Origin of the sequence: Bordetella genomosp. 10 (assembly GCF_002261225.1) — a bacterium.
Classification (GTDB): Bacteria; Pseudomonadota; Gammaproteobacteria; order Burkholderiales; family Burkholderiaceae_B; genus Bordetella_C.
This window is the reverse complement of the sequence record NZ_NEVM01000005.1, coordinates 1477719-1497979: the sequence shown is the minus strand read 5'-3', so window position 1 is coordinate 1497979 and position 20261 is coordinate 1477719. Positions and strand designations below refer to the sequence as shown.

Annotated in this window: 12 protein-coding genes and 1 pseudogene; 8 read left to right on the top strand and 5 right to left on the bottom strand. The window is 63.0% G+C overall.

The features are described from left to right. Positions 1 to 186: 186 nt before the first annotated feature. On the top strand, positions 187 to 8604 hold the full coding sequence (locus tag CAL29_RS22770) for a GH36-type glycosyl hydrolase domain-containing protein (RefSeq protein ID WP_373559803.1): 8418 nt from the start codon (positions 187 to 189) through the stop codon (positions 8602 to 8604). Here CAL29_RS22770 and CAL29_RS22765 read toward each other — a convergent pair. Continuing rightward, the gene (locus CAL29_RS22765; protein WP_094855252.1) at positions 8557 to 10452 is read right to left on the bottom strand and encodes an AI-2E family transporter; all 1896 of its coding nucleotides are present in this window, start codon (positions 10450 to 10452) and stop codon (positions 8557 to 8559) included. The two genes, CAL29_RS22770 and CAL29_RS22765, sit on opposite strands and share 48 nt — an antisense overlap. 171 nt (positions 10453 to 10623) lie before the next feature. Here CAL29_RS22765 and CAL29_RS31685 point away from each other — a divergent pair, with 171 nt between their 5' ends. Continuing rightward, positions 10624 to 10764, top strand: coding sequence for a hypothetical protein (locus CAL29_RS31685; protein ID WP_179284144.1), 141 nt, complete (start codon positions 10624 to 10626; stop codon positions 10762 to 10764). 679 nt (positions 10765 to 11443) lie between these two features. Further along, on the top strand, positions 11444 to 11815 hold the full coding sequence (locus CAL29_RS22755) for a YciI family protein (protein WP_094856843.1): 372 nt from the start codon (positions 11444 to 11446) through the stop codon (positions 11813 to 11815). Positions 11816 to 12216: 401 nt separating this feature from the next. On the opposite strand, the gene CAL29_RS22750 is transcribed toward CAL29_RS22755, so the two are convergent. The 3 genes from CAL29_RS22750 to CAL29_RS22740 form a co-directional block, all read right to left on the bottom strand. Further along, positions 12217 to 12807 (bottom strand): helix-turn-helix domain-containing protein, encoded by a 591-nt coding sequence (locus CAL29_RS22750; protein WP_094855251.1) that lies wholly within the window; start codon positions 12805 to 12807, stop codon positions 12217 to 12219. A gap of 491 nt (positions 12808 to 13298) precedes the next feature. Further along, positions 13299 to 13889: a hypothetical protein gene (locus tag CAL29_RS22745; protein ID WP_094855250.1), complete on the bottom strand. Its 591-nt coding sequence runs from the start codon at positions 13887 to 13889 to the stop codon at positions 13299 to 13301. 107 nt (positions 13890 to 13996) lie between these two features. Continuing rightward, complete coding sequence (locus CAL29_RS22740; protein ID WP_094855249.1) at positions 13997 to 14371, bottom strand: hypothetical protein; 375 nt, start codon at positions 14369 to 14371, stop codon at positions 13997 to 13999. Between the two features lie 359 nt (positions 14372 to 14730). Between CAL29_RS22740 and CAL29_RS31365 the strand changes: the two are divergent. The 4 genes and pseudogenes from CAL29_RS31365 to CAL29_RS22715 all read left to right on the top strand — a co-directional run bounded on the left by CAL29_RS31365 (position 14731) and on the right by CAL29_RS22715 (position 18282). After that, positions 14731 to 15356: pseudogene (locus CAL29_RS31365) on the top strand (GH36-type glycosyl hydrolase domain-containing protein). A gap of 34 nt (positions 15357 to 15390) precedes the next feature. Then, positions 15391 to 16740 carry a Na+/H+ antiporter NhaA gene (gene nhaA, locus CAL29_RS22725; protein ID WP_094855246.1) on the top strand — a complete coding sequence of 450 codons (1350 nt, stop codon included), beginning with the start codon at positions 15391 to 15393 and terminating at the stop codon, positions 16738 to 16740. Positions 16741 to 16936: 196 nt separating this feature from the next. Continuing rightward, positions 16937 to 17149, top strand: coding sequence for a transcription antiterminator/RNA stability regulator CspE (gene cspE, locus CAL29_RS22720; RefSeq protein ID WP_094855245.1), 213 nt, complete (start codon positions 16937 to 16939; stop codon positions 17147 to 17149). Positions 17150 to 17247: 98 nt separating this feature from the next. Beyond that, on the top strand, positions 17248 to 18282 hold the full coding sequence (locus CAL29_RS22715; protein ID WP_094856842.1) for a S1 family peptidase: 1035 nt from the start codon (positions 17248 to 17250) through the stop codon (positions 18280 to 18282). An 8-nt stretch (positions 18283 to 18290) separates the two neighbouring features. Here CAL29_RS22715 and fabZ read toward each other — a convergent pair whose 3' ends face one another. After that, on the bottom strand, positions 18291 to 18752 hold the full coding sequence (gene fabZ, locus CAL29_RS22710; RefSeq protein WP_094856841.1) for a 3-hydroxyacyl-ACP dehydratase FabZ: 462 nt from the start codon (positions 18750 to 18752) through the stop codon (positions 18291 to 18293). A gap of 187 nt (positions 18753 to 18939) precedes the next feature. Here fabZ and CAL29_RS22705 point away from each other — a divergent pair, with 187 nt between their 5' ends. Beyond that, positions 18940 to 20190 carry an IS256 family transposase gene (locus tag CAL29_RS22705; RefSeq protein ID WP_094855244.1) on the top strand — a complete coding sequence of 417 codons (1251 nt, stop codon included), beginning with the start codon at positions 18940 to 18942 and terminating at the stop codon, positions 20188 to 20190. Positions 20191 to 20261 lie beyond the last annotated feature (71 nt).

Below are 20261 nucleotides of genomic sequence, written 5' to 3'. Positions count from 1 at the left end.
AGGCCAGATGCGCGGCAATAAAGAAGCAAAGAAGCCCAAACAACCCCCCAAGCCGGAGCCCGTCCCGGTCACGGCGTCGCGCCCCACGACCGGGAGTGCGCAATCAAAGCCCAAGCAAAAATAAAACGAACCACGCCCTGGAATGACAGGGCACCGGTCAGAAATGAGTTATTCGGCGCCGAACGATTGGCGCAGCACGGCCGCAGCCTTGCGGAAGCACAGAAAATAACAGCTCACCCCAGCCGATTGATTTCGCTGCGCAAGCGCCTGGACAATAACGCAGCAGTCCTGCTCGCGGCTTATCGCGAGAGCGCCCTGGACCTGGAAGAGGGCCGCAGCGTGGAACCGGCGGCGGAGTGGTTGCTCGACAACTACCACGTCGTGGAAGAGCAGATCCGGCAGATCCGCGATGACCTTCCTCCCGGCTATTACCGCCAACTCCCCAAGCTCGCCAACGGTCCTTTCGAGGGTTACCCACGGGTGCTGGGCGTCGCCTGGGCGTTCGTGGCCCATACCGACAGCAACTTCGACCCGGAAATACTGCGACGCTTCGTGTCCGCCTACCAGGAAGTGCAGGCGTTGACCATCGGCGAGCTGTGGGCGATCGCGATCACGCTGCGCATCGTGCTGCTCGAGAATCTACGCAGGCTCGCCGAGGAATTCGGCGCCGGCCGCGCAGCCAGGCACGACGCCGACAAACTCGCCGATGCCATGCTGCAATCGACGGAAGTCAACGGCAAGATCGGCGCCGCCTACATCGATACCCTCAAGCGTATGCCGGCGGCGTTGCCCGAAATCTTCGCGGCGCAACTGAGCAAGCGCTTGCGCGATCGGGATCCGCATGCGACCCCGGCCTTGAACTGGCTGCAGGAGCATCTCGCCGCTCAGGGCAACACCATCGAGACGGTCGTCGCGCAGGCCCAGCAATGGCAGGGCGCGGCCAACGTCAGCGTGCGCAATGTGATCTCGAGCATGCGGCTGATTTCCGATATCGATTGGGCGGATTGGTTCGAAAGCGTCAGCCTGACGGATGAATGCCTGAGGGCGTCCTGTTCTTTCGCGGAGATGGACTTCACGACGCGCGATCTTTATCGCAAGGAAATCGAACATCTGGCCCGTGGGTCTTCCATGAGCGAGCTCGACGTCGCCCGAAACGCCGCGGCCATGGCCGCGGCCGCGCTGGCGCAGGCGTCCGATCCCGATCGCGAGCGCTCCGGCGACCCGGGCTTCTACCTGGTGGGCCGGGGCAGGGCGGCGCTGGAAGCACGCATCGCCTATCGTCCACCACTGCGCCTACGGCTGGATCGATGGGCTACGCGGTCGGGAATACATGGCTACATGGGCGCGATCCTGGTCCTGTCGTTCGGCCTGGAGTCGCTGGTCGGATGGATGGGCTGGCGCATGGATGTCACGCTGGCGACCATGCTGCCGTTTCTGATTCTGGCATTCCTGCCGGCCACCGAACTCGCGACCGCGCTCGTGAACCGGCTGATCACCTGGAAACTCGGCGCTGCCGTGTTGCCGGGGGTCGACATGACCCGCACTGTGCCCGAGAAATACCGCACACTGGTCGCCGTCCCCATCCTGCTCACCAGCGAAGCCGCTTTGCTGGAGCAGGTCGAACAGCTGGAAGTATTGTTCCTGTCCGGAGCGGGGGGCGACCTGGTTTACGCGTTGCTCACCGATGGGCTGGATGCTGAAGCCGAGTTCGTCGACAGCGATGCAGCGATCCTGCAGGCTGGCGCGTCGGCCATCGCGCTGCTCAACCTGAAACATGGACCTGCGTCCGCTGGCAGCCGATTCCTATTGTTGAACCGCCGCCGGTTGTTCAACCCGGCCGAGGGCGTGTGGATGGGCTGGGAGCGCAAGCGCGGCAAGTTGCACGAGTTGAACCGGCTGCTGCGCGGCGCCACGGATACGAGCTACGCGCCGATCGAAGGCCTGGTACAGCACCTGTCACCCAACGTACGCTACGTCATCACGCTCGACGCCGACACGCGCCTGCCGCGGGATGCCGCGGAGATGCTCATCGGCAAGATGGCGCACCCGCTGAACCGGCCCCGCTTTGATGCCGCCGAGCAACGGGTGGTCGAGGGGCACGCCATCCTGCAGCCCAGGGTGACGCCGTCCTTGCCGCTGCACCGGGAAGGCTCCATCTATCAGCGTCTCTTCTCCAGTCCGGCCGGCATGGACCCGTACGCCGCGGCGGTGTCCGACGTCTACCAGGATCTGTACGGCGAAGGCTCCTATGCCGGCAAGGGCATCTACGACGTCGACGCGTTCGAAGCGGCGCTGGCGGGCCGGGTGCCCGCCAACACCATGCTCAGCCACGACCTGTTCGAAGGAATATTCGCCCGTGCCGCGCTGGCGTCCGACATCGAGGTGGTCGAGGAATTCCCGTCGCGCTATGACGTAGCCGTGCGCCGCACCCACCGATGGACGCGAGGCGATTGGCAACTGCTGCCCTGGATATTCGCCCGTCGCAGGGACCACCGCGCCTTGCCCAGCGCCGGTCGCGGCAAGATGACGGACAATCTGCGGAGATCCTTGCTGGCGCCCGCCGGCTTCCTGGCGCTGGTAGCCGCCTGCCTATTGCCTTCGCCAGCGGCAAGAATAGCGACCCTCTTCATCATCCTGTGCCAGGCCATTCCCGCGGCACTTTCGCCATTCGGCTTCGCGACGGCGCGCCGCAGCGGCGTCGCGTTCAGCCACCGCGCCATGCTGTTCGGGCAGGATCTCTCGCTGGCTGGCCAGCAGATCCTGGCGACGTTCACACTGCTCGCCGACACCGCCTGGCGCATGGTGGATGCCATCGTCCGCACGCTTTGGCGTCTCGCGGTCAGCCGGCGCCATCTGCTCGAATGGACGACCGCCGCACAATCGGCGAGCATCGCCCGCTCCGGCATCGCCGGGGTCTACCGCATGATGTGGCCCGGCGTGACGCTGGGCGTTCTGGCCTGCGCCGGGGTATTGTGGGCGCGGCCGCTCGCGTGGCCGCTCGTCGTACCGTTCTTGCTGCTATGGGGCCTCGCGCCCGTCTACGCGTGGTATATCAGCCGGGCCGCTCCCGTGCCTTCCCAATTGCGCGTGACCGCGTCGACGGAAGTGTCGCTGCGGCGTACCGCGCGCCGCACCTGGCGCTTCTTCGAGACCTTCGTCACGCCGGATGACCATCTGCTGCCGTGCGACAACTTCCAGGAAACGCCCAAACCGGTGCTGGCTCGGCGCACGTCGCCGACAAACATGGGGCTTTACCTGCTGTCCATCGTGGCGGCGCGCGATTTCGGCTGGATCGGAACGCGCAAGGCCGTCGTCCGCCTGCAAGGCACGATGGCCACCATGCGCATTCTCGAACGCCACCGCGGACACTTCCTGAACTGGTACGCCACGGACGATCTGCATGTCCTGGCCCCGGCCTACGTCTCCTCGGTCGACAGCGGCAACCTGGCGGGACATCTCATCGCCCTCGGCAATGCCTGCGATGAATGGATGGCTAGTCCGTTGGGGCTGGAGATCCGGTCAGGGTTGCTCGACACGATCGCGCTAGCGCGCGAGGCGATCGCCGAGATGGCCATGACTGGCAACGAGCCGCTGCGCCAGTTGTTGGAAGCGCTGGACGAGATGGATGCAATGTTGACCGGGAGGCAGGAGGCGGCATCGCTGCTACCCGCGCTGGCGCGTCTCGCGGCGAAGGCCGGCCGGCATGCTCGCTTATTGATGCCCGTCGAGTCCGGCCACTCCTCGGCCGACCTGAAGTTCTGGACGGATGCGCTCGTCACGGCGATCCAGGAACATCGCGAGGATCTCGACGAGTCGCAGGGACGCAGCGAAATCGACGCGCAACTGGTCGTGATTGCGCGGGAAGCGCGCCAGATGGCGATGGCCATGGAGTTCGGCTTCCTGCTCGATCCCGAGCGCAAGCTGCTTTCGATCGGGTATTCGGTCGCGGACAACCGCCTGGACTCGAGTTGCTATGACCTGCTCGCGTCGGAGGCCCGGCTGGCCAGCCTTTTCGCCATCGCAAAAGGGGATGTGCCCTCCAGGCATTGGCTGCGGCTGGGGCGGACCTCCACGCCGGTCGGACATCGTTCGGCGCTCATCTCCTGGTCCGGTTCCATGTTCGAGTACCTGATGCCCTCGCTCATCATGCGGGCGCCTGTCGGCAGCTTGCTGGAGCAGACCAATCGCCTGGTCGTCAAGCGCCAGCAGCAGTACGCGGCGGGCCTGGGGATACCGTGGGGCCTGTCCGAATCGGCCTACAACGCCCGCGACATCGAGTTCACCTACCAGTACTTCAATTTCGGAGTGCCCGGGCTCGGCCTGAAACGCGGGCTTTCGGAAAACCTGGTGGTCGCGCCCTATGCCACGGGCCTGGCGACGATGGTCGACCCCGAAGGCGCCCGCGCCAACTATGCGCAAATGGCGCAGCTGGGGGCGCTGGGCCGGTTCGGATTCCACGAGGCCCTGGACTTCACGCCCTCGCGGCTGCGCGAAGGCGAGGATGTCGCCATCGTGCGCAGCTTCATGGCCCATCACCAGGGCATGACCATCGTCGCCATCGCCAATGCCGTGTACAACGGCCGCATGCGCGAGCGTTTCCACAGCGAGCCGATGATCCAGGCCTGCGATTCTCTGCTGCAGGAACGCGTGCCGCGCGATATGACGGTTTCCCATCCGCGCGCGGAGGAGGTTCGGACCTCGGTGATGCGCACCGACCGCTCGGGCAATAACGTCCGGCGCTACAGTCACCTGCCGCCCGGGCCGCCGCATACGCACCTGCTGTCCAATGGGCGCTACACGGTGATGCTCACCACCGCGGGGGGCGGGTATAGCCGCTGGCGTGACTACGCCATTACCCGCTGGCATGCCGACCCGACGCGGGACGCGATGGGGTCCCGGATCTTCCTGCGCGATCTGCGGCGGGGCACGGAGTGGTCGACCGCCCCGCACAGCATGGATGCCGACAGTACGCAGTGCCGCATCGAGTTCTCCGAGGATCGGGCGGACTTCTTGCGTCGCGATGGCTCGCTGACGACCACCATGCAGGTGCTGGTATCGGGCGAGACCGACGGCGAGGTCCGGCGCGTGTCGCTGGTCAACAGCGGCCGTCGCGCGCGCGACATCGAACTCACCTCCTACGCGGAACTCGTGCTGGCGACACCGGCGGCCGATCGCGCCCATCCGGCGTTCTCCAAGATGTTCGTGGTGACCGAATTCCTGCCGGAATTCGGCGCGTTGCTGGCGACGCGCCGCCGGCGGTCGCCCGAGGAGCCCGAGATCTGGGCGGCCCATTTCGCGGTGATCGAAGGCGAGTCGCTGGCGCCGGTTCAATACGAAACCGACCGGGCGCGCTTCCTGAACCGGGCCGTGGATGACTGGCAGCCCGGTCCTCACGCCAGCCTCGCGCCCCTGTCCGATACCATCGGAACCGTGCTCGATCCGATCTTTTCGATCAGGCACAGCGTACGCATCCCGACCGGCCAGGCGGTCCGCGTGTCGTTCTGGACCTTGGTGTCGGAGAGCCGCTCGGCGCTGCTGGATCTGGTGGACACGCACCACGACCGAAGCGCCTTCGAACGCGCCGAGACGCTGGCCTGGACGCAGGCGCAAGTACAGTTGCGGCACCTGGAAATGCATACGGACGAAGCGGCGCTCTTCCAACGCATGGCTGCCGCCCTGCTTTACCCGGATTCGCGCTTCAGGCCGCCATCCGCGTCCATCATTCGCGGCGCGGGCAGCCAAGCCGGCCTCTGGCCCCATGGCATCTCCGGTGATCTGCCGATCGTGCTTCTGCGTATCGATGATGTCGAGGACATGCCGCAAGTCAGGCAGCTGCTGAGGGCCCATGAATACTGGCGCATGAAGCGGCTGGCGGTCGACCTGGTGATCCTGAACGAACGAGCGTCGTCGTACGTGCAGGACCTGCAGAACGCCATCGACACGGCAGTGCGCAGCAGCCAGGGGCGGCCGCGCTTCGGCGCGGAACTCGCGAAAGGGGCGGTCTTCACGATCCGCTCCGATCTCATGACGCCGCCGGCGCGCGACCTCGTGCCGGCCGTCGCCCGCATCGTTCTGTGGGCAGTCCATGGTTCGGTTGCGGAGCAACTCGCCCGCATCGTCGAAGCCTCGCCACGCCTGACGGCGCCGCGCAGCGCCGAACGGCTGTTCGGCGCGCCGCTTCCTGCCGACCCCGACTCCACTCGCGAGTTCTTCAATGGGACCGGCGGCTTCGAACAGGATGGTCAGGAATACGGAATCGAACTGCGCGGCGGCGCCATCACTCCGGCGCCGTGGATCAACGTGATCGCCAACCCCCGTTTCGGGTTCCAGGTTTCCGCCGAAGGCAGCGGCTACACCTGGTCGGAAAACAGCAAGGAGAACCAGCTGACGCCGTGGTCGAACGACCCCATCATGGATCCCTGCGGCGAGACGATTTTCCTGCGTGACGAGGCCAGCGGGGAGCTATGGACGCCGACTGCGCTACCCATACGCAGGCCGACCGCATACGGGGTGCGCCATGGCTTCGGCTACAGCGTCTTCGAGCACCGCCACGCGGATATCGCCAGTACGCTGGTGCAGTATGTCGCGCCTGAAGACCCCATCAAGATTTCCCGGCTCACGCTCGTCAATCATTCGGACCGCGTGCGCCTCGTGTCGATCACGGGCTACGTGGAATGGGTGCTGGGCGCTTCGCGCAGTGCGACGGCGCCGTTCCTCGTCACCACCCGCGACCAGACCACCGGTGCGGTGTTCGCAACCAACCCCTGGAGCCTGGACTTCGCGCGGCGTACCGCCTTTGCCGACATGGCGGGCCGCCAGGCGTCGCTGACCACCGATCGGCGCGAGTTCCTGGGCGATAACGGCGACATCGCGGCCCCGCGCGCATTGCAGCAGGGGGAGGCATTGTCCGGACGCTGCGGTGCGGCCCTGGACCCGTGCGCCGCCTTGCAATGCACGATGGAGCTAAGGCCGGGCGAGTCCGCCGACATCGCCTTCTTCCTCGGACAATGCGACACGCCCGAGGATGCGCGCGAACTGGTACTGCGTTACCGCCAGCTGTCTCTCGATGATGTACTGGACGAAGTCAAGGCCGGGTGGCGCGAACGGCTGGGCTCGGTGAAGGTTACGACACCCGACCGTTCCATGGATGTGTTGCTGAATGGCTGGCTGCTGTACCAGACCATCTCATGCCGCCTGTGGGCGCGTTCCGCTTTCTACCAATCGAGCGGCGCGTTCGGCTTCCGCGACCAGTTGCAGGACAGCATGGCGCTGGCCTTCGCCATGCCGGAGCTGGCCCGGCTCCAGCTGCTGCGTGCCGCATCCCGGCAGTTCGTCGAAGGCGATGTGCAGCATTGGTGGCTGCCGGATTCCGGCAAGGGCGTGCGCACGCGCATCTCGGATGACCGCGTATGGCTCGCGTACGCGGCTGCCCATTACGTCAGACACAGCGGCGATGAAGCAGTGCTCGGCGAACCCATCAGCTTCATCTGGGGCCCGGCGCTCGATCCCGGCGCGCACGACGCCTTCTTCCTGCCTACCTCGGCGGAAGAGTCGGCGAACCTGTTCGAACATTGCGCCCGTGGCCTGGATCAATGCGTGGCGCTGACCGGCGCGCACGGCTTGCCGTTGATGGGTACCGGCGACTGGAACGACGGCATGAGCAGGGTGGGCCAGGCCGGCCATGGCGAAAGCGTGTGGCTCGGCTGGCTCTTCCGTCGCACGGTCGATATGTTCGAGCCGATCGCGAAGGTTCGCGATCCGGCGCGTGCTCGCCGATGGCGTGAGCACGCTGACCGCGTCACCCAGGCGATCGATGCACACGCATGGGACGGGGCCTGGTACCGCCGGGCCACCTTCGACGACGGCACCTGGCTGGGCTCCGCTGAAAGCGACGAATGCCAAATCGATTCCATTGCGCAATCCTGGGCGGTCCTGTCCGGCGCGGCGGACCCGCAGCGGGCCCGCGTCGCCATGGACAGCCTGGACCGCCATCTCGTGCGCCGGGACGACGGCCTCGCATTGCTGTTCACCCCGCCGTTCGATCGCACCCCGCACGACCCGGGGTATATCAAGGGCTACCCGCCGGGATTGCGCGAGAATGGCGGCCAATATACGCACGCAGCGATCTGGGCGGTTCTTGCCTATACGAAGCTGGGCGATGGCGACAAGGCGTCCGATCTTTTTTCGATGCTCAACCCGGTCAATCACGCCAGCACACCGGCGGACGTGCAGCGCTACAAGGTCGAGCCCTACGTCATCGCAGCGGACGTCTATTCCGTGGCGCCGCATGCAGGCCGCGGCGGCTGGACCTGGTACACAGGATCGGCGGGTTGGATGTACCGTGCCGGCGTCGAAGGCATCCTGGGGTTGACCCGCATGGGCACTGCGTTGGAGATCAATCCGTGCTTTCCGGCGGCGTGGGAAGGATTCGACGCGGTCGTGACCGTGGCCAGAAGCGTCCTGGAAATACGCGTGGACAACGCGTCCGGCCTGGGCCACGGCGTCACGACGGTGAGCATCGATGGCGAGGTTCAACCGTCGAAGCCAGGGCCGGCGCTAGTGCCCCTGGACGGCGGCCGGCATCGGGTCGTCGTGACGCTCTGAGCTCAGGGCGGGGGGGGGCCGGGCTTCCGGCTGCCCGCCCCACTCGGTGTGAACCAGGCGTTGGACATATTCGCTGAACGTCGCGATTCCGGTCGCCGGCGGGAATCGGCCGCTCTCCTGGACGGATTCCGCTGGCGCGAGGCCGATCAACAGTGTGGCGCGCGGCGCACTCTCATGCAGACGATGGACCAGCACGCGCAGGTACGCCCGGGGCGATTCGGCATCCATCGACACCACGCATAGCCTGTCGACTTCCCCGAGCTCCATGTTGCCCTGAATCCTGTTGGGATGGCGAGCGTAGTTCGCCGTGTCGACCACGATGCCGTGCCTGCGCAGCAACTGCGCCAGGACAGCCGACAACGCATCGTCGAAACTGCCCCGTCCAGCGATGCACAATACCGGCGCGCCAGCCGGTGGCATGGGGCCGGCGTCGGCAGTCTCAGGGGCTTCCACGGGCTCCGCCAGTTCACCGCAGCCATCCACGATGTCGTCCACGGTTTCCTTCATGCGCGCCAGATGTTCGGGCGGTATCACGCCGCGCAGCACGTCGTTGCGCGCCAGGCGCAGTCCTTCCATCATGACCTTGTCGTAGTAATCGACCAGGCTCATCGTCTTCAACAACTCCTCGGCCTGTTCGATCGCGCTGTCCGGATCGTCGGCCAACAGCCGCTGGTAGAAAGTGGTCGCGGGGGTCAGCGGAGGCTTGTCCCCGAACAACACGTCCAGGAACTGCAGGCGTTCGACGTGCCTGCCCAGGATGACCAGGCACAGGGTCAACGGCGTCGAAAGAATCAGGCCCACCGGTCCCCAGATTCCGCTCCAGAAGATCGCCGCCACGATGACAGCCACGGGTGAAAGCCCCGTGCTGCGGCCATATAGCCAGGGCTCCATGACCTGGCCCGCCAACAGGTCGACCGCGACGAAGAGGCCCAGCGTCCAGAAAAGCATGGACCAGTCCGGACCGGTCGCGGCAAGCGCGAGCGCGAGGACCGCGGCGATCCAGATGCCGATGTACGGAACGAACCGGAGGCAAGCGGCCATCACGCCCAAAAGAATTGCGCCCGGCACCCCGATGATCGACAGGCCGATGGCCACCATCACACCCGCGCCCAGGTTGATTCCGAACTGCGCCACGAAGTACCGGCTCAACCGGTGGGCAGCTTCATCCAGCGCCGTCGTCGTTCGATGCAGGTCGCTTGTGCCGCACAGGCGTATCAGTCGATCACGCAGATCCTCGCGCTGCAGCAGGATAAATATGGTGACGATGAGGACGATACCGAGCGTTTCCAGAGGACCCAGGATCGGCGCGACCAGACGCTGGGCGAAGATCAGCGTCGTCGACTCGGCTGGCTCGCTCGGTGCGGCCTTGGGCGCCGTGGCCGCGGATGTGCGGGCGGGCTTGGAGGACGCATTGCCGGGACCTTGGTCGCCACCGATCCGCTTGATCGTCGAGGTCGCCTTGGAAATCAGGTTGTCTGCGCCGCCGATGACCACGGCCTGGAATCGCTCGACCTTGGTCTCCAGCGCGGCCTGATATTTCGGCAACTCATCGGCCAGCGAGCCGACCTGGGCGCCGATGATCCCTGCAATCGTCACACTCAAGCCCAGCCCGATGAGTGCCGAAAGCAGAACGGATGCGTGGCGCCCCAATCTGGCGCGGGCCAATAGATCGACCAGCGGCGCCATCAGGAAACTCAGCAGGATCGCCAACGTAACCGGGATCAGGAAGGTTCGGCCAAACCGCAGTGCCGCGATCACGACAACCGCCGTGACGAGCCCGGTCAACGTCTTGATATGGGGCGTTTCGGCGGCACCGACTCTGGCAAGTGGCAGACGTGAGTCAGGCATGATGGATTTCCCGCTCGAGGTCCTAGTCGCTGACAGCGCGAGAAGGATTTGGTTATTTTTGTCAATCAGTCTTCCGGTCGACACGCCCTAGATTCGAATACCACTGATTGCATACAGTCATCCGACGCCGATGTCGATATCATTGGGCGAGGAAGACATTAGGCACAAAGAATGAAAGATTCCGAACTCTACCGACTCAGGGCAGACGACGCCAATCGCATCGTTCGCAATGCGCGATTCGATCGCGAAGAGTTGTTGGCTATTGCTGAGCAATGGCAAACCTTGGAAGCCTTACCAAGCAGCGCGAACTAACGGGTCAGGTCGCGCCGCCCGTAGGCCGGCAGTAAATCCCAGTTCCACGACCCGTCCCTCGCCGTCGACGCCAGTATCCCTCCTTCGCAAGTAGCGTGCTCGCCCATGGCTCGATCGTGGCGGAAGCAACCCGTTTGCGGGTAAGGCAACGCTTATAGATATCGATATCGCGGCATTTCGGCCTGTGCCGAGCCGCGGGGACCCGTCATGAAGCCCCTTCAATTGGTAGTGCGGCCCATCCTAGTCACGCTTGCGTACGCGTCGATTGCCGCCTGCGCGAACAATCCGCCACGGCAAACCGATCCGGACTATCGGCGTCAGAAATTTCCGAACGTACAGGCTACGAACAGCAATTCTGGGTCGTTGGGCCAGCGCCTGACCATCCAGTCCGGCGAAGCGAGCAGCTGAATCTCCCCTGGTTCATCCAGGACACGCAGAACTGGATCCAGAGCAATTGACGGCTGGGTCCGGTATCGACTCGCGTGCGCCTGCTTTGCCTGGAAAGAGCAGTCGACCAGCCAGCCCGGTCGCTGAGACGAAGCAATCGTCGATGGGTCATGGGAGATGCTAAGGGGCCCGATGCCCCTCTATCGACTTAAAGTGGCCGAGACAGCCCGGATGATTGTCTATTTCCGACCCCAGCTTCATCCTCAGAGCATCACCACCTAAAGGATATCTCATCAAATATCTCAGCTTGACCTATTCTACCCCAGGAAAATTCGACGTGATGGTGCCGGAAGATGTCAAGAAACTGGTAAGCCAATGTCCCGCACTGGACGAAAAGATGCGCGCTACTGGCAAGGTTGTGGTTTCCGCCTCACTTGGAGATCTGGGCAAGCGGGCGACGCTTGTACCACGACGCGGCAAGACCCGCGTCACCGACGGGCCATACATCGAGTCGAAGGAAGTGGTGGGCGGCCTGTTCATCATCGAGGCGGACAGTCGCGACGAGGCGGTAGTCCTCGCATCCTTGCAGCCAGCCGCGACGATAGGCGAAGAAGGGGGACGGCCGGTGGAGTTTATTCCGTTGGATTTTTATCTGGAGCCTTGAGGGCTGGGGCTTGAGCCGAACAGGCGTTGGTCGTAGCCGGTGAACTGTTGACCCGAATGGGTACGGTTAGAAACTCGGACTGCGTTTGACCCTTCACGCTTGCCATTGAAGCTTGAAGGGACGTCCCGTCGAAACCCAAACTCGTGATCATCGTGCTTTCGTTCACTAGATACGGCGGCGCTTACTGACCGTGTACGGTGATATCGAGACCTGTGACAAGGCGATCACCGAGAGTGCAGGCGCAGCGATGCCGCGCGAGCGGTCGCAAGAAGCGGAGGTCTGGGCAAAGGAAGCGCAGGGAGGGTAGGCGGATCGGTCGTCAATTTTCGGCCGGCACCTCGCGCGCGTCTCTCTCTGTACCTATAAAACCTATATATACCTATCGAGTCCCGTTTTCGGTACTAACGACGCACCGTTTTCGGTACTAGCGACGCCCAAAATTGGGACGGGCAAAACACCCGTTTCGGGCTAAGCCTGATTTCGGTACTAGTCCCAAAATCGGGCCTAACCTGTGAATAAGTGTCAATGAGGCGGAGGCACCCGGGCCGCCTCGATACCCTGAGCTTGAAATATGCTTCCGGCTTGTCGGGCGCTCGATACAGACATAAGGACTTGCCCTTGGCGACGATGCCGCTCCAACTGTCCTGCCAGGACTTGTCGTGGGCTTTCTGCGGGTCGTGTTCACGAAAGACCCACAGGCGCCACGATTCGAACCAGTCGGCCGAGAGCGCCGCGTCGCCGGCGCGGGAGCGCCAGTAGGCCGTGAAGGTTCCAGTATCTTGAATCGCTCCCATCTCGTGCAGTCTGGTCAGCGCGTCGATCATTGTCTTGCGGTTCAGGTGCGTGACCTTGGCCAAATATTCGATGGACGCGAAGGCGGTCCACTCGGCGGCGTCATAGCGTACGAGCTGCGCCAAGTTCAATAGAACGAGTTTGGAGGAGGATCTTTGAACATCGGCCTGGATGGCCCATCTGGATGCTTCGACGCTCATGGTCGCCCCTTGTGCTGCCGTCGGTTTTTACCCGGAAATTGAGGTGTACGGTGCCGCCGAGCCATCACGAGTCATTCTCCCCCACAGAGTCGCCGAGCGGAATGCGCTCTTTGATCGGCAAGCCGTGCTTCTCGAAGAATTCGCGGCGCGCCTGGAGCCACGCTTTGTAGGGCCAGACGCGCCGCTCGCCCCAGGGATAGGCATTACGGATGGCGGCACTGGTTTGGCCGGGCGTATAGCCTTGGGCTTGGCGGTGTCATAGACCCGCTGCATGATTTGGTAGGCGATACGAGCACGCGCGACACGCTCGCGGCCGCCGTTGACGATGTTGTTCATGGGGGACTCTACTAAGGAGAAGTAGTTCGATTACCGATGAGGAGACACCTGGCGTAAATCCGGCCTCAAGCACGCTCGGATGGCGTTGATCCTGCGCTAAGGCGTTCTACGACTTGGATCTCGCCGTCTGCGGCCGACTTGAACCGTAATCGCAGTCACCGCCCGATTTCTTCGTGATAGCAAGATCTCTCCATGCTGAGCGAGGTGAGAAGCGATGGAAGCAGCACGGCCAATCCCACAGCGCAACTCACTTTGAGCATGACCCCGACGAGTTGCGATAGAGGCATCCCGTGCGGCACTTGGGGGAGACCGTGAGAAGAGAGCGTAATTTCCGCAACAACGAACCAAAATGCCGTAACGGGTATCACGCCAACCAGCTTGCAGCCAAGATTGACCAGGATGCGCAAGGTGCGCCAGACTTGCCGCATGGCTACCGTGGGATCCAGCAAGACGTCCCGCAGGATGGCCGCATATTCCATATCGCTGATGATGTCCACTTCCACCCAATTGACACGGACGCTCCAGTTTTGTCCCGATGCGGCATGAACTCGGCGCGTCAGACTACGGGCATCGCGGTAAATCGCCCACCTCGCAATGACAAGAAACGTAAGTTCGAGTAGCAAGGTGGCGCCGGCCGCCGGCCATGTCTCGGGAACAAGGCCGCTATATACAAGAGGCATCAATAAGAAGAAACCGACAACGATCCGGAGGGCTCGGCGAGAGCCGAACTTGAGGTCTTTAGGCATAGTGAAGGCCTCCAGCGAACACGAGGCTCGCTAGATGGAAAGGTGAGAGAGGAGGATGGCGTCGCCGTCAGGGTCGGCTGTCGCTACAGGTAGGCGTGCCGGGCAGTTCACATGGAGGATATGATGGGCGCCGTGTCGTCCAGGCGTATGCTTCCTTCCTCGGGATAATCGGCGAGCCAGCAATAGAGGCCAGCAGCTTCGGTGAAGCCATCCGCAGTGCGAGCAGGCCCGGGGTGGATGCACACAGCCTGCTCCAACTGCTCGTCGGTGCGATCAGGGGCCAGAAACTCCAAGGCGTCCCAAAGTTGATGACCGTTCAGAGTCAATGCATGGGCGACCTGGCCATCACCAGGTTTGGGGTCGATCAGATCAATGGGAACCCGACGCCACGCAGGATCGTTGCGAGTAAATTCCGCCTGCCCGCCGGTGAGGGACAGTCCGAAGCGGCCGTCGGTATGCTGATACAAGATAGGTTCGCTCATCGCGTGGATCTCCAGTAAAAGCCGCAATCGCATCCAAGCCGGGTGCGTACGGGACTGGTTTGGTACGGGCCTGGGTCGGTTTGTCCGATAACCTTGCAGTGGTTGTCCGCTTCCCAAGCGCGGCTTTTAGCGTGCGCGTCTGCCAGGAGCGCGACGAAAAGACAAAGCGGCAGCGCACCAACTGCGCGCAGAAAGGTGATTTTCATCTCAGGCTCCTTGCGTGGAAGCGGCTCCTGACCAAGAGCCCACGCCGAGGGTGCCCCAGGGGTTGAAATACACCTCCACGAGCCTGTAGTTCGCGAAATACAGCGAGATGTTCAACGTCGAATGGAGGAACCGCAGAATGGGTCCATGCCCATTTGCCGACCGGCCGGAGACTGCATCACCAACATGCCGACGCGGTTATACTCTTCACCCCGCCCTTCGACCACACCCCGCGCGACCCCGGCTACATCAAGGGCTACCCGCCGGGCCTGCGCGAGAACGGCGGCCAGTACAGCCACGCGGCCATGTGGGCCATCCTGGCGTTGACGCAATTGCGCACCGACCCTCAGGCGGGCGCGCACGCCCATGCGTTGTTCGCGCTGGTCAATCCCATCCACCATGCCGCACGCCGCAGCAGGCGGCGCGCTATGTGGTGGCGGCCGACGTGTATTCGGTGCCGCCGCACGCAGGCCGGGGCGGCTGGACGTGGTACACCGGCGCCGCCGGCTGGGTGCATCGCGCGGGTGTGGAAGGCATCCTGGGCATTCGCCGCGAAGGCGAGGTCCTGATCCTTGATCCCTGCATCCCCGCCGAATGGCCCGGTTTCGAGGTCCAGGTCGTCCTCGGTGCGGCGCGCTACGCCATCCAGGTCGAATCACCGGGGATGCGATGCACCGGCATTTCGTCGGCGGTGCTGGACGGCGTGGCGCAGGCCTGCGACGGCGGCGCCTTGCGCGTGCCTATCATGCCGGGCGAGCACCGATTGATGGCCACACTGTGAATGAACGCTCTCTCCAATGCCCTCAGGAAACCTCATGAACCGTTCACAACTCACCCCAACAGCACAGGTTCAACTCCCTCGGGCATTGATCGACCGGATCGCTTCGCCATTTGCCAGGTTCCTGCAGATCGAGGCGGCCGGCGGTGCCGTGCTGTTGGTATTCACCATCGCCGCCCTTTTCCTGTCCAACTCCCCGTGGGCAGATGCATTCTCACGTATTTGGGACACGCGGGTCGAACTACGACTCGGGGAACTGGAGTTCGGTCGCTCACTGAAAGGCTGGATCAACGACGGACTGATGACACTGTTCTTCTTCCTCGTAGCATTGGAACTCAAGCGCGAAGCCGTCCTGGGCGAGATGCGCAATCCACGCATGGCGGCCTTGTCGATCGCCGCGGCATTCGGCGGCATGATCGCGCCCGCGGCCGTGTACCTGGCACTGCAGTGGGCGCAGCCCGGCCAGCACGGTTGGGGCATCGTGATGTCCACCGACACCGCGTTTGTCATTGCTTGTCTGGCATTGCTCGGCAAACGCATTCCGCACAGCCTGCGGGTGTTCATGCTGTTCCTGGCAATCGTCGATGACATTGGCGCCATCCTGGTGGTTGCGGTCGGATACAGCGACCACATGGACTGGCGCATGCTGGTTCTGGCCGCTTTATGCATCGGCGTCCTGCGCGCATTGGCCGTCGCCGGTGTAAGGAACATCCCCGTTTACGTCATCGTGGGCAGCGCCACTTGGCTGGTCATCGACGCGTCCGGACTCCACGCCACGGTCACCGGCGTGATCCTTGGACTGATGACGCCCGCGAGGCGTTGGGTGAGCGACAGCCGGCTCTACGCCATCCTGGGACAGGTCATCGCACATCCGGCGGGCAACCAGGGCAGCGCTCACACAAGCGACCGCAGCACATTGCGGGCGGCAGAGATTGCCGCGCGCGAGTCGCTCTCGCCCGTCGAGCGCCTGGAGATGGCACTGCACCCGTGGGTCAGCTTCTGCATCATGCCGATCTTCGCCTTCGCCAATGCAGGCTTGGTACTTTCGTGGGCCAGCGCAGCCCAGCCGCTCACCGTGGCAGTGTTCCTCGGTTTCGCCATCGGCAAGCCGGCGGGCATTCTTCTTTTCAGTTGGCTGGCCCTGCGTTCTGGTCTGGCGATCCGCCCTCCGGATCTGGGTTGGGGCAGCATGGCAGGCGGCAGCTTCCTGGCCGGCATCGGTTTCACGATGGCGCTGTTCATTGCCAATCTCGCCTTGGCCGGCCCTTTGATGGACAGCGCAAAGATCGGGATCTTCCTGGCCTCGCTGTTCTCGGCGGCCGTGGGCTTGGCACTGCTGGCGTGGATGCCGCGAACACATGCTCTCCACGCGCCACGAAAAATATAAGTTCGGAAAACCGGCACGCAGGGCGCAAAGCGCGTACTATGGGTTAGTTGATATGTGCAAGGCCATCATTGCATCGGTCTTTTTCCGCTTCTCCCGGGTTCCCCCGGCGGCTGTGTCGAATCTCCCTCGGTGATTTTCTTGGCGTCTCTTCGCCGGACGCGTTCTTGCGTCCTGGCAATAACGAAAGGAATTCGATATGACGACACAAACCGGAACCGTGAAATGGTTCAACGAAGGCAAGGGCTTTGGCTTCATCGCCCCCGACGACGGCAGCAAGGACCTGTTTGCCCACTTCCGTGAAATCCAGGGCGGCGGCTTCAAGACCTTGACCGAGAATCAGCACGTGCAGTTCGAAGTCACCCAGGGCGAGAAGGGTCCCCAAGCCTCCAACATTCGTGCCGTGAGCTGAAGGCGTTGGGCCGGACGGCCCAGCCAGGCTTCTTTCAGGCTCTCCCCTCTGAAGCGCGGTTCTTCCGCGCTTTCTCATTTCTGGAAGGCATCGTTGCCATGAAGAATCTGCAGGAGGCCACCGAGCGCATCTGCGAACTCAAGGGGAGCCTGATCGCATTGGACGTGCTGCTTCCATCTCTCCTGGAAGCACTGCCGTCCGCTACCTACACCACCCTGGTGCGTTCGTTCGAAGCACATGCCGAAGCAGCTCGAACGGTCATTCTGAACATGCCCATTTCAGACCATGTGCTGGTCGCCTTTGAACGGGACATTGCCAGAACGCGCGCGATGCTCGCCGGGATCGTGCAGCCACCGGGAAACGCCAATCCACCCCAGGCCGTCGAGGCCATTCTACTGACCACGACCCACATCCATACTTACGCTGGAACGCGGTTGTTGACCGGTGCAAGCGGCTTCTTCTTCCGCCGCGATGATCGACTGTTCCTTGTGACGAACCGGCATGTCTTTTACGACGAGCCAAGCGAGCATTTTCCCGACCGCGTCGAGATCGAGTTGCATACCGATGCGAGCAACCTGACCCAGTACGCGACCTTCTCAATACCCCTCTATGGAAACGGCCTCGCACTGTGGCGACAGGCCGCCGACACGGGCGGCCCGGTAGATATCGCCGCCATCGAGATTCAGACCAGTCGCCTCCCCGAGCACGTGGTGCTGCATGCCTTCGACCCGTCGCACCTTGACCCTCAAAACGAGGACGTGGCCATTGGCGACAGTTTGATGGTCGTTGGTTTTCCGCTGGGGTTCCACGACACGATCCATCACCTCGCCGTGGCGCGCAGTGCATCCATCGCCTCGGCATATGGCGTGCGGTTCCAGCAGCAAGGCTACTTCCTGACCGATGCCAGGACACACCGTGGCAGCAGCGGTGCGCCTGTTGTTCGGCGCAGGCGCAGAACCCAAGGAGGCGTGTATTCATTGCCTACTTGGCAGTTGCTCGGCGTGCATTCCACGCGCATGGACATGCGCACTCGCGATCTGATCGAAGATGAGTCGCTTGGGCTCAATTGTGCTTGGTATGCAGATGTTCTGATGGTGCTGAGCTTGCCCCATCCCGCCGGACAGGTTGTTTAACCTACTGATCACTTTCGTGCTACAACGGAGCTGCGCACAGCACATAGAATCTCCGCGCTAACTGCCAGTTCTCCGTCGACGAACGAGTTGCCGCGATATTTGCAAATCGCACGGCTCAAACGTAGCGCTTCAACTTCTATCCTCAGCTGATCACCAGGAACGACATCGCGCACAAACTTCGCCTTGTCGATTCCCAGGAAGTAATAAACCGACTTGTCGTGTTCCGGCCTGCTTCCATCGCCGCTATCGGCGAATGAAAACAGCGCCGCTGCCTGCGCCATTGCTTCGATGACCAGCGTGGGAGGAATCGCCAATGCCGCCGGCGTGTTCTGGAAAAACGGTTCGTTCCGGGAGACATTCTTGATCGCGACGATACGTTTTCGCGAGACCAGCTCAAGCACCCGGTCGATGAGCAGCATCGGAAAGCGGTGCGGTAATTTTTGAAGGATCTCGTCAATGGACAAATTCATGCAGCTGCACTCCATCTGGCTTTTCCGGGAGCCGGCAAAGGGAGATGCCAACATATAACGGAAGAAGTTCAGCGAGCAGTGTGTCACAAGAATGGAGGGCTTCCTAATGAGCAATCCCGTACGCCGCCTTCGAGGGGCCTGTCAGTAATTTCGTGTTCAAGGCATAACATGCGTCCAAGGAGTATGTATGCCACGCAACCCGAAGTCCAAGCTGGCGGATCTGCCAGCCATTCCCGCTGAGCTGTTGGAGTCGTTCGGCAACGGCCCGATGACGGCCGAAGCCATCAACGCCGCCTCGCTGGCCTTCAAGAAGGCCCTGATCGAGCGTGCGCTTGGTGGCGAGATGAACCATCATCTGGGCTACCCGAGCGGCGCCGCCAAGCCCGCGGATGTCGCCAACCAGCGCAATGGCAAGGGTGCCAAGACCGTGCTTACCGGGGAAGGCCCGGTGCGTATCGAGGTGCCGCGCGACCGCGACGGCAGCTTCGCGCCACTGCTCATCCCGAAGCACGAGCGGCGTTTCACGGGCTTTGACGACAAGATCGTCGCCATGTACGCCCGAGGCATGACGGTGCGCCAGATCCAGGGGTTTCTGCTGGAGCAATACGCCACCGAGGTCTCGCCCGAGTTCATCAGCTCGGTGACCGATGAGGTCATGGCCGAGGTCACCGCCTGGCAGTCTCGACCGCTGGAGCCTATGTACCCGGTCGTGTTCTTCGACGCGCTGCGGGTCAAGATCCGCGAGGACGCAGTCGTACGCAACAAGGCCATTTACCTGGCGTTGGGCGTGTTGCCCGATGGGTCGCGCGACATCCTGGGCCTTTGGATCGAGGGCTCCGAAGGCGCCAAGTTCTGGATGGAGGTCTTCAATGATCTGAAGACGCGAGGCGTGGGCGATATCCTGATCGCCGTGACCGATGGCCTGAAGGGTATGCCCGAGGCCCTGAGCGCGGTGTTTCCCGCGACCACGCTGCAAACCTGCATCGTGCATCTGATCCGCAACAGCCTGGATTACGCGACCTGGAAGGACCGCAAGGCGCTTGCTGCGGCCATCCGGCCCATCTACACCGCCACGAGTGCCGAGGTGGCCCAGGCCGAGCTCGATGCATTCTCTGAAGGCCCGTGGGGCCAGAAATTTCCGACGATCCGCGCCGCGTGGCGCAGCGCCTGGGACCGCGTGATTCCTTTCTTCGCATTTCCGCCTGAAGTGCGCCGGGTGATTTATACGACCAACGCCATCGAGAGCATCAACGCCCAGTTGCGCAAGATCATCAAGACCCTTGGGCACTTCCCGTCCGACGACGCCGCCACGAAGCTCATCTGGCTGGCCCTGCGCAATATCACCGCAGACTGGGGGCGGCCTGCTCGCGACTGGAAGCAGGCCATGAACCAATTCGCTATCCTCTATGAGGATCGGTTTATCAGGCCTTCCGTGTAATTCAACTCGTGACCGGCATCCACCATGTTCGGGCCGCCGACGGGAGGTTCCAGTGGTAGGAAGTGCCGCCA

Coding starts and splice junctions, on each gene's coding strand:
- CAL29_RS22765 (WP_094855252.1), bottom strand. CDS start 10,452: ATGCCTGACTCACGTCTGCCACTTGCCAGAGTCGGTGCCGCCGAAACG.
- CAL29_RS31685 (WP_179284144.1), top strand. CDS start 10,624: ATGAAAGATTCCGAACTCTACCGACTCAGGGCAGACGACGCCAATCGC.
- CAL29_RS22750 (WP_094855251.1), bottom strand. CDS start 12,807: ATGAGCGTCGAAGCATCCAGATGGGCCATCCAGGCCGATGTTCAAAGA.
- CAL29_RS22745 (WP_094855250.1), bottom strand. CDS start 13,889: ATGCCTAAAGACCTCAAGTTCGGCTCTCGCCGAGCCCTCCGGATCGTT.
- CAL29_RS22740 (WP_094855249.1), bottom strand. CDS start 14,371: ATGAGCGAACCTATCTTGTATCAGCATACCGACGGCCGCTTCGGACTG.
- nhaA (WP_094855246.1), top strand. CDS start 15,391: ATGAACCGTTCACAACTCACCCCAACAGCACAGGTTCAACTCCCTCGG.
- cspE (WP_094855245.1), top strand. CDS start 16,937: ATGACGACACAAACCGGAACCGTGAAATGGTTCAACGAAGGCAAGGGC.
- CAL29_RS22715 (WP_094856842.1), top strand. CDS start 17,248: ATGAAGAATCTGCAGGAGGCCACCGAGCGCATCTGCGAACTCAAGGGG.
- fabZ (WP_094856841.1), bottom strand. CDS start 18,752: ATGAATTTGTCCATTGACGAGATCCTTCAAAAATTACCGCACCGCTTT.
- CAL29_RS22705 (WP_094855244.1), top strand. CDS start 18,940: ATGCCACGCAACCCGAAGTCCAAGCTGGCGGATCTGCCAGCCATTCCC.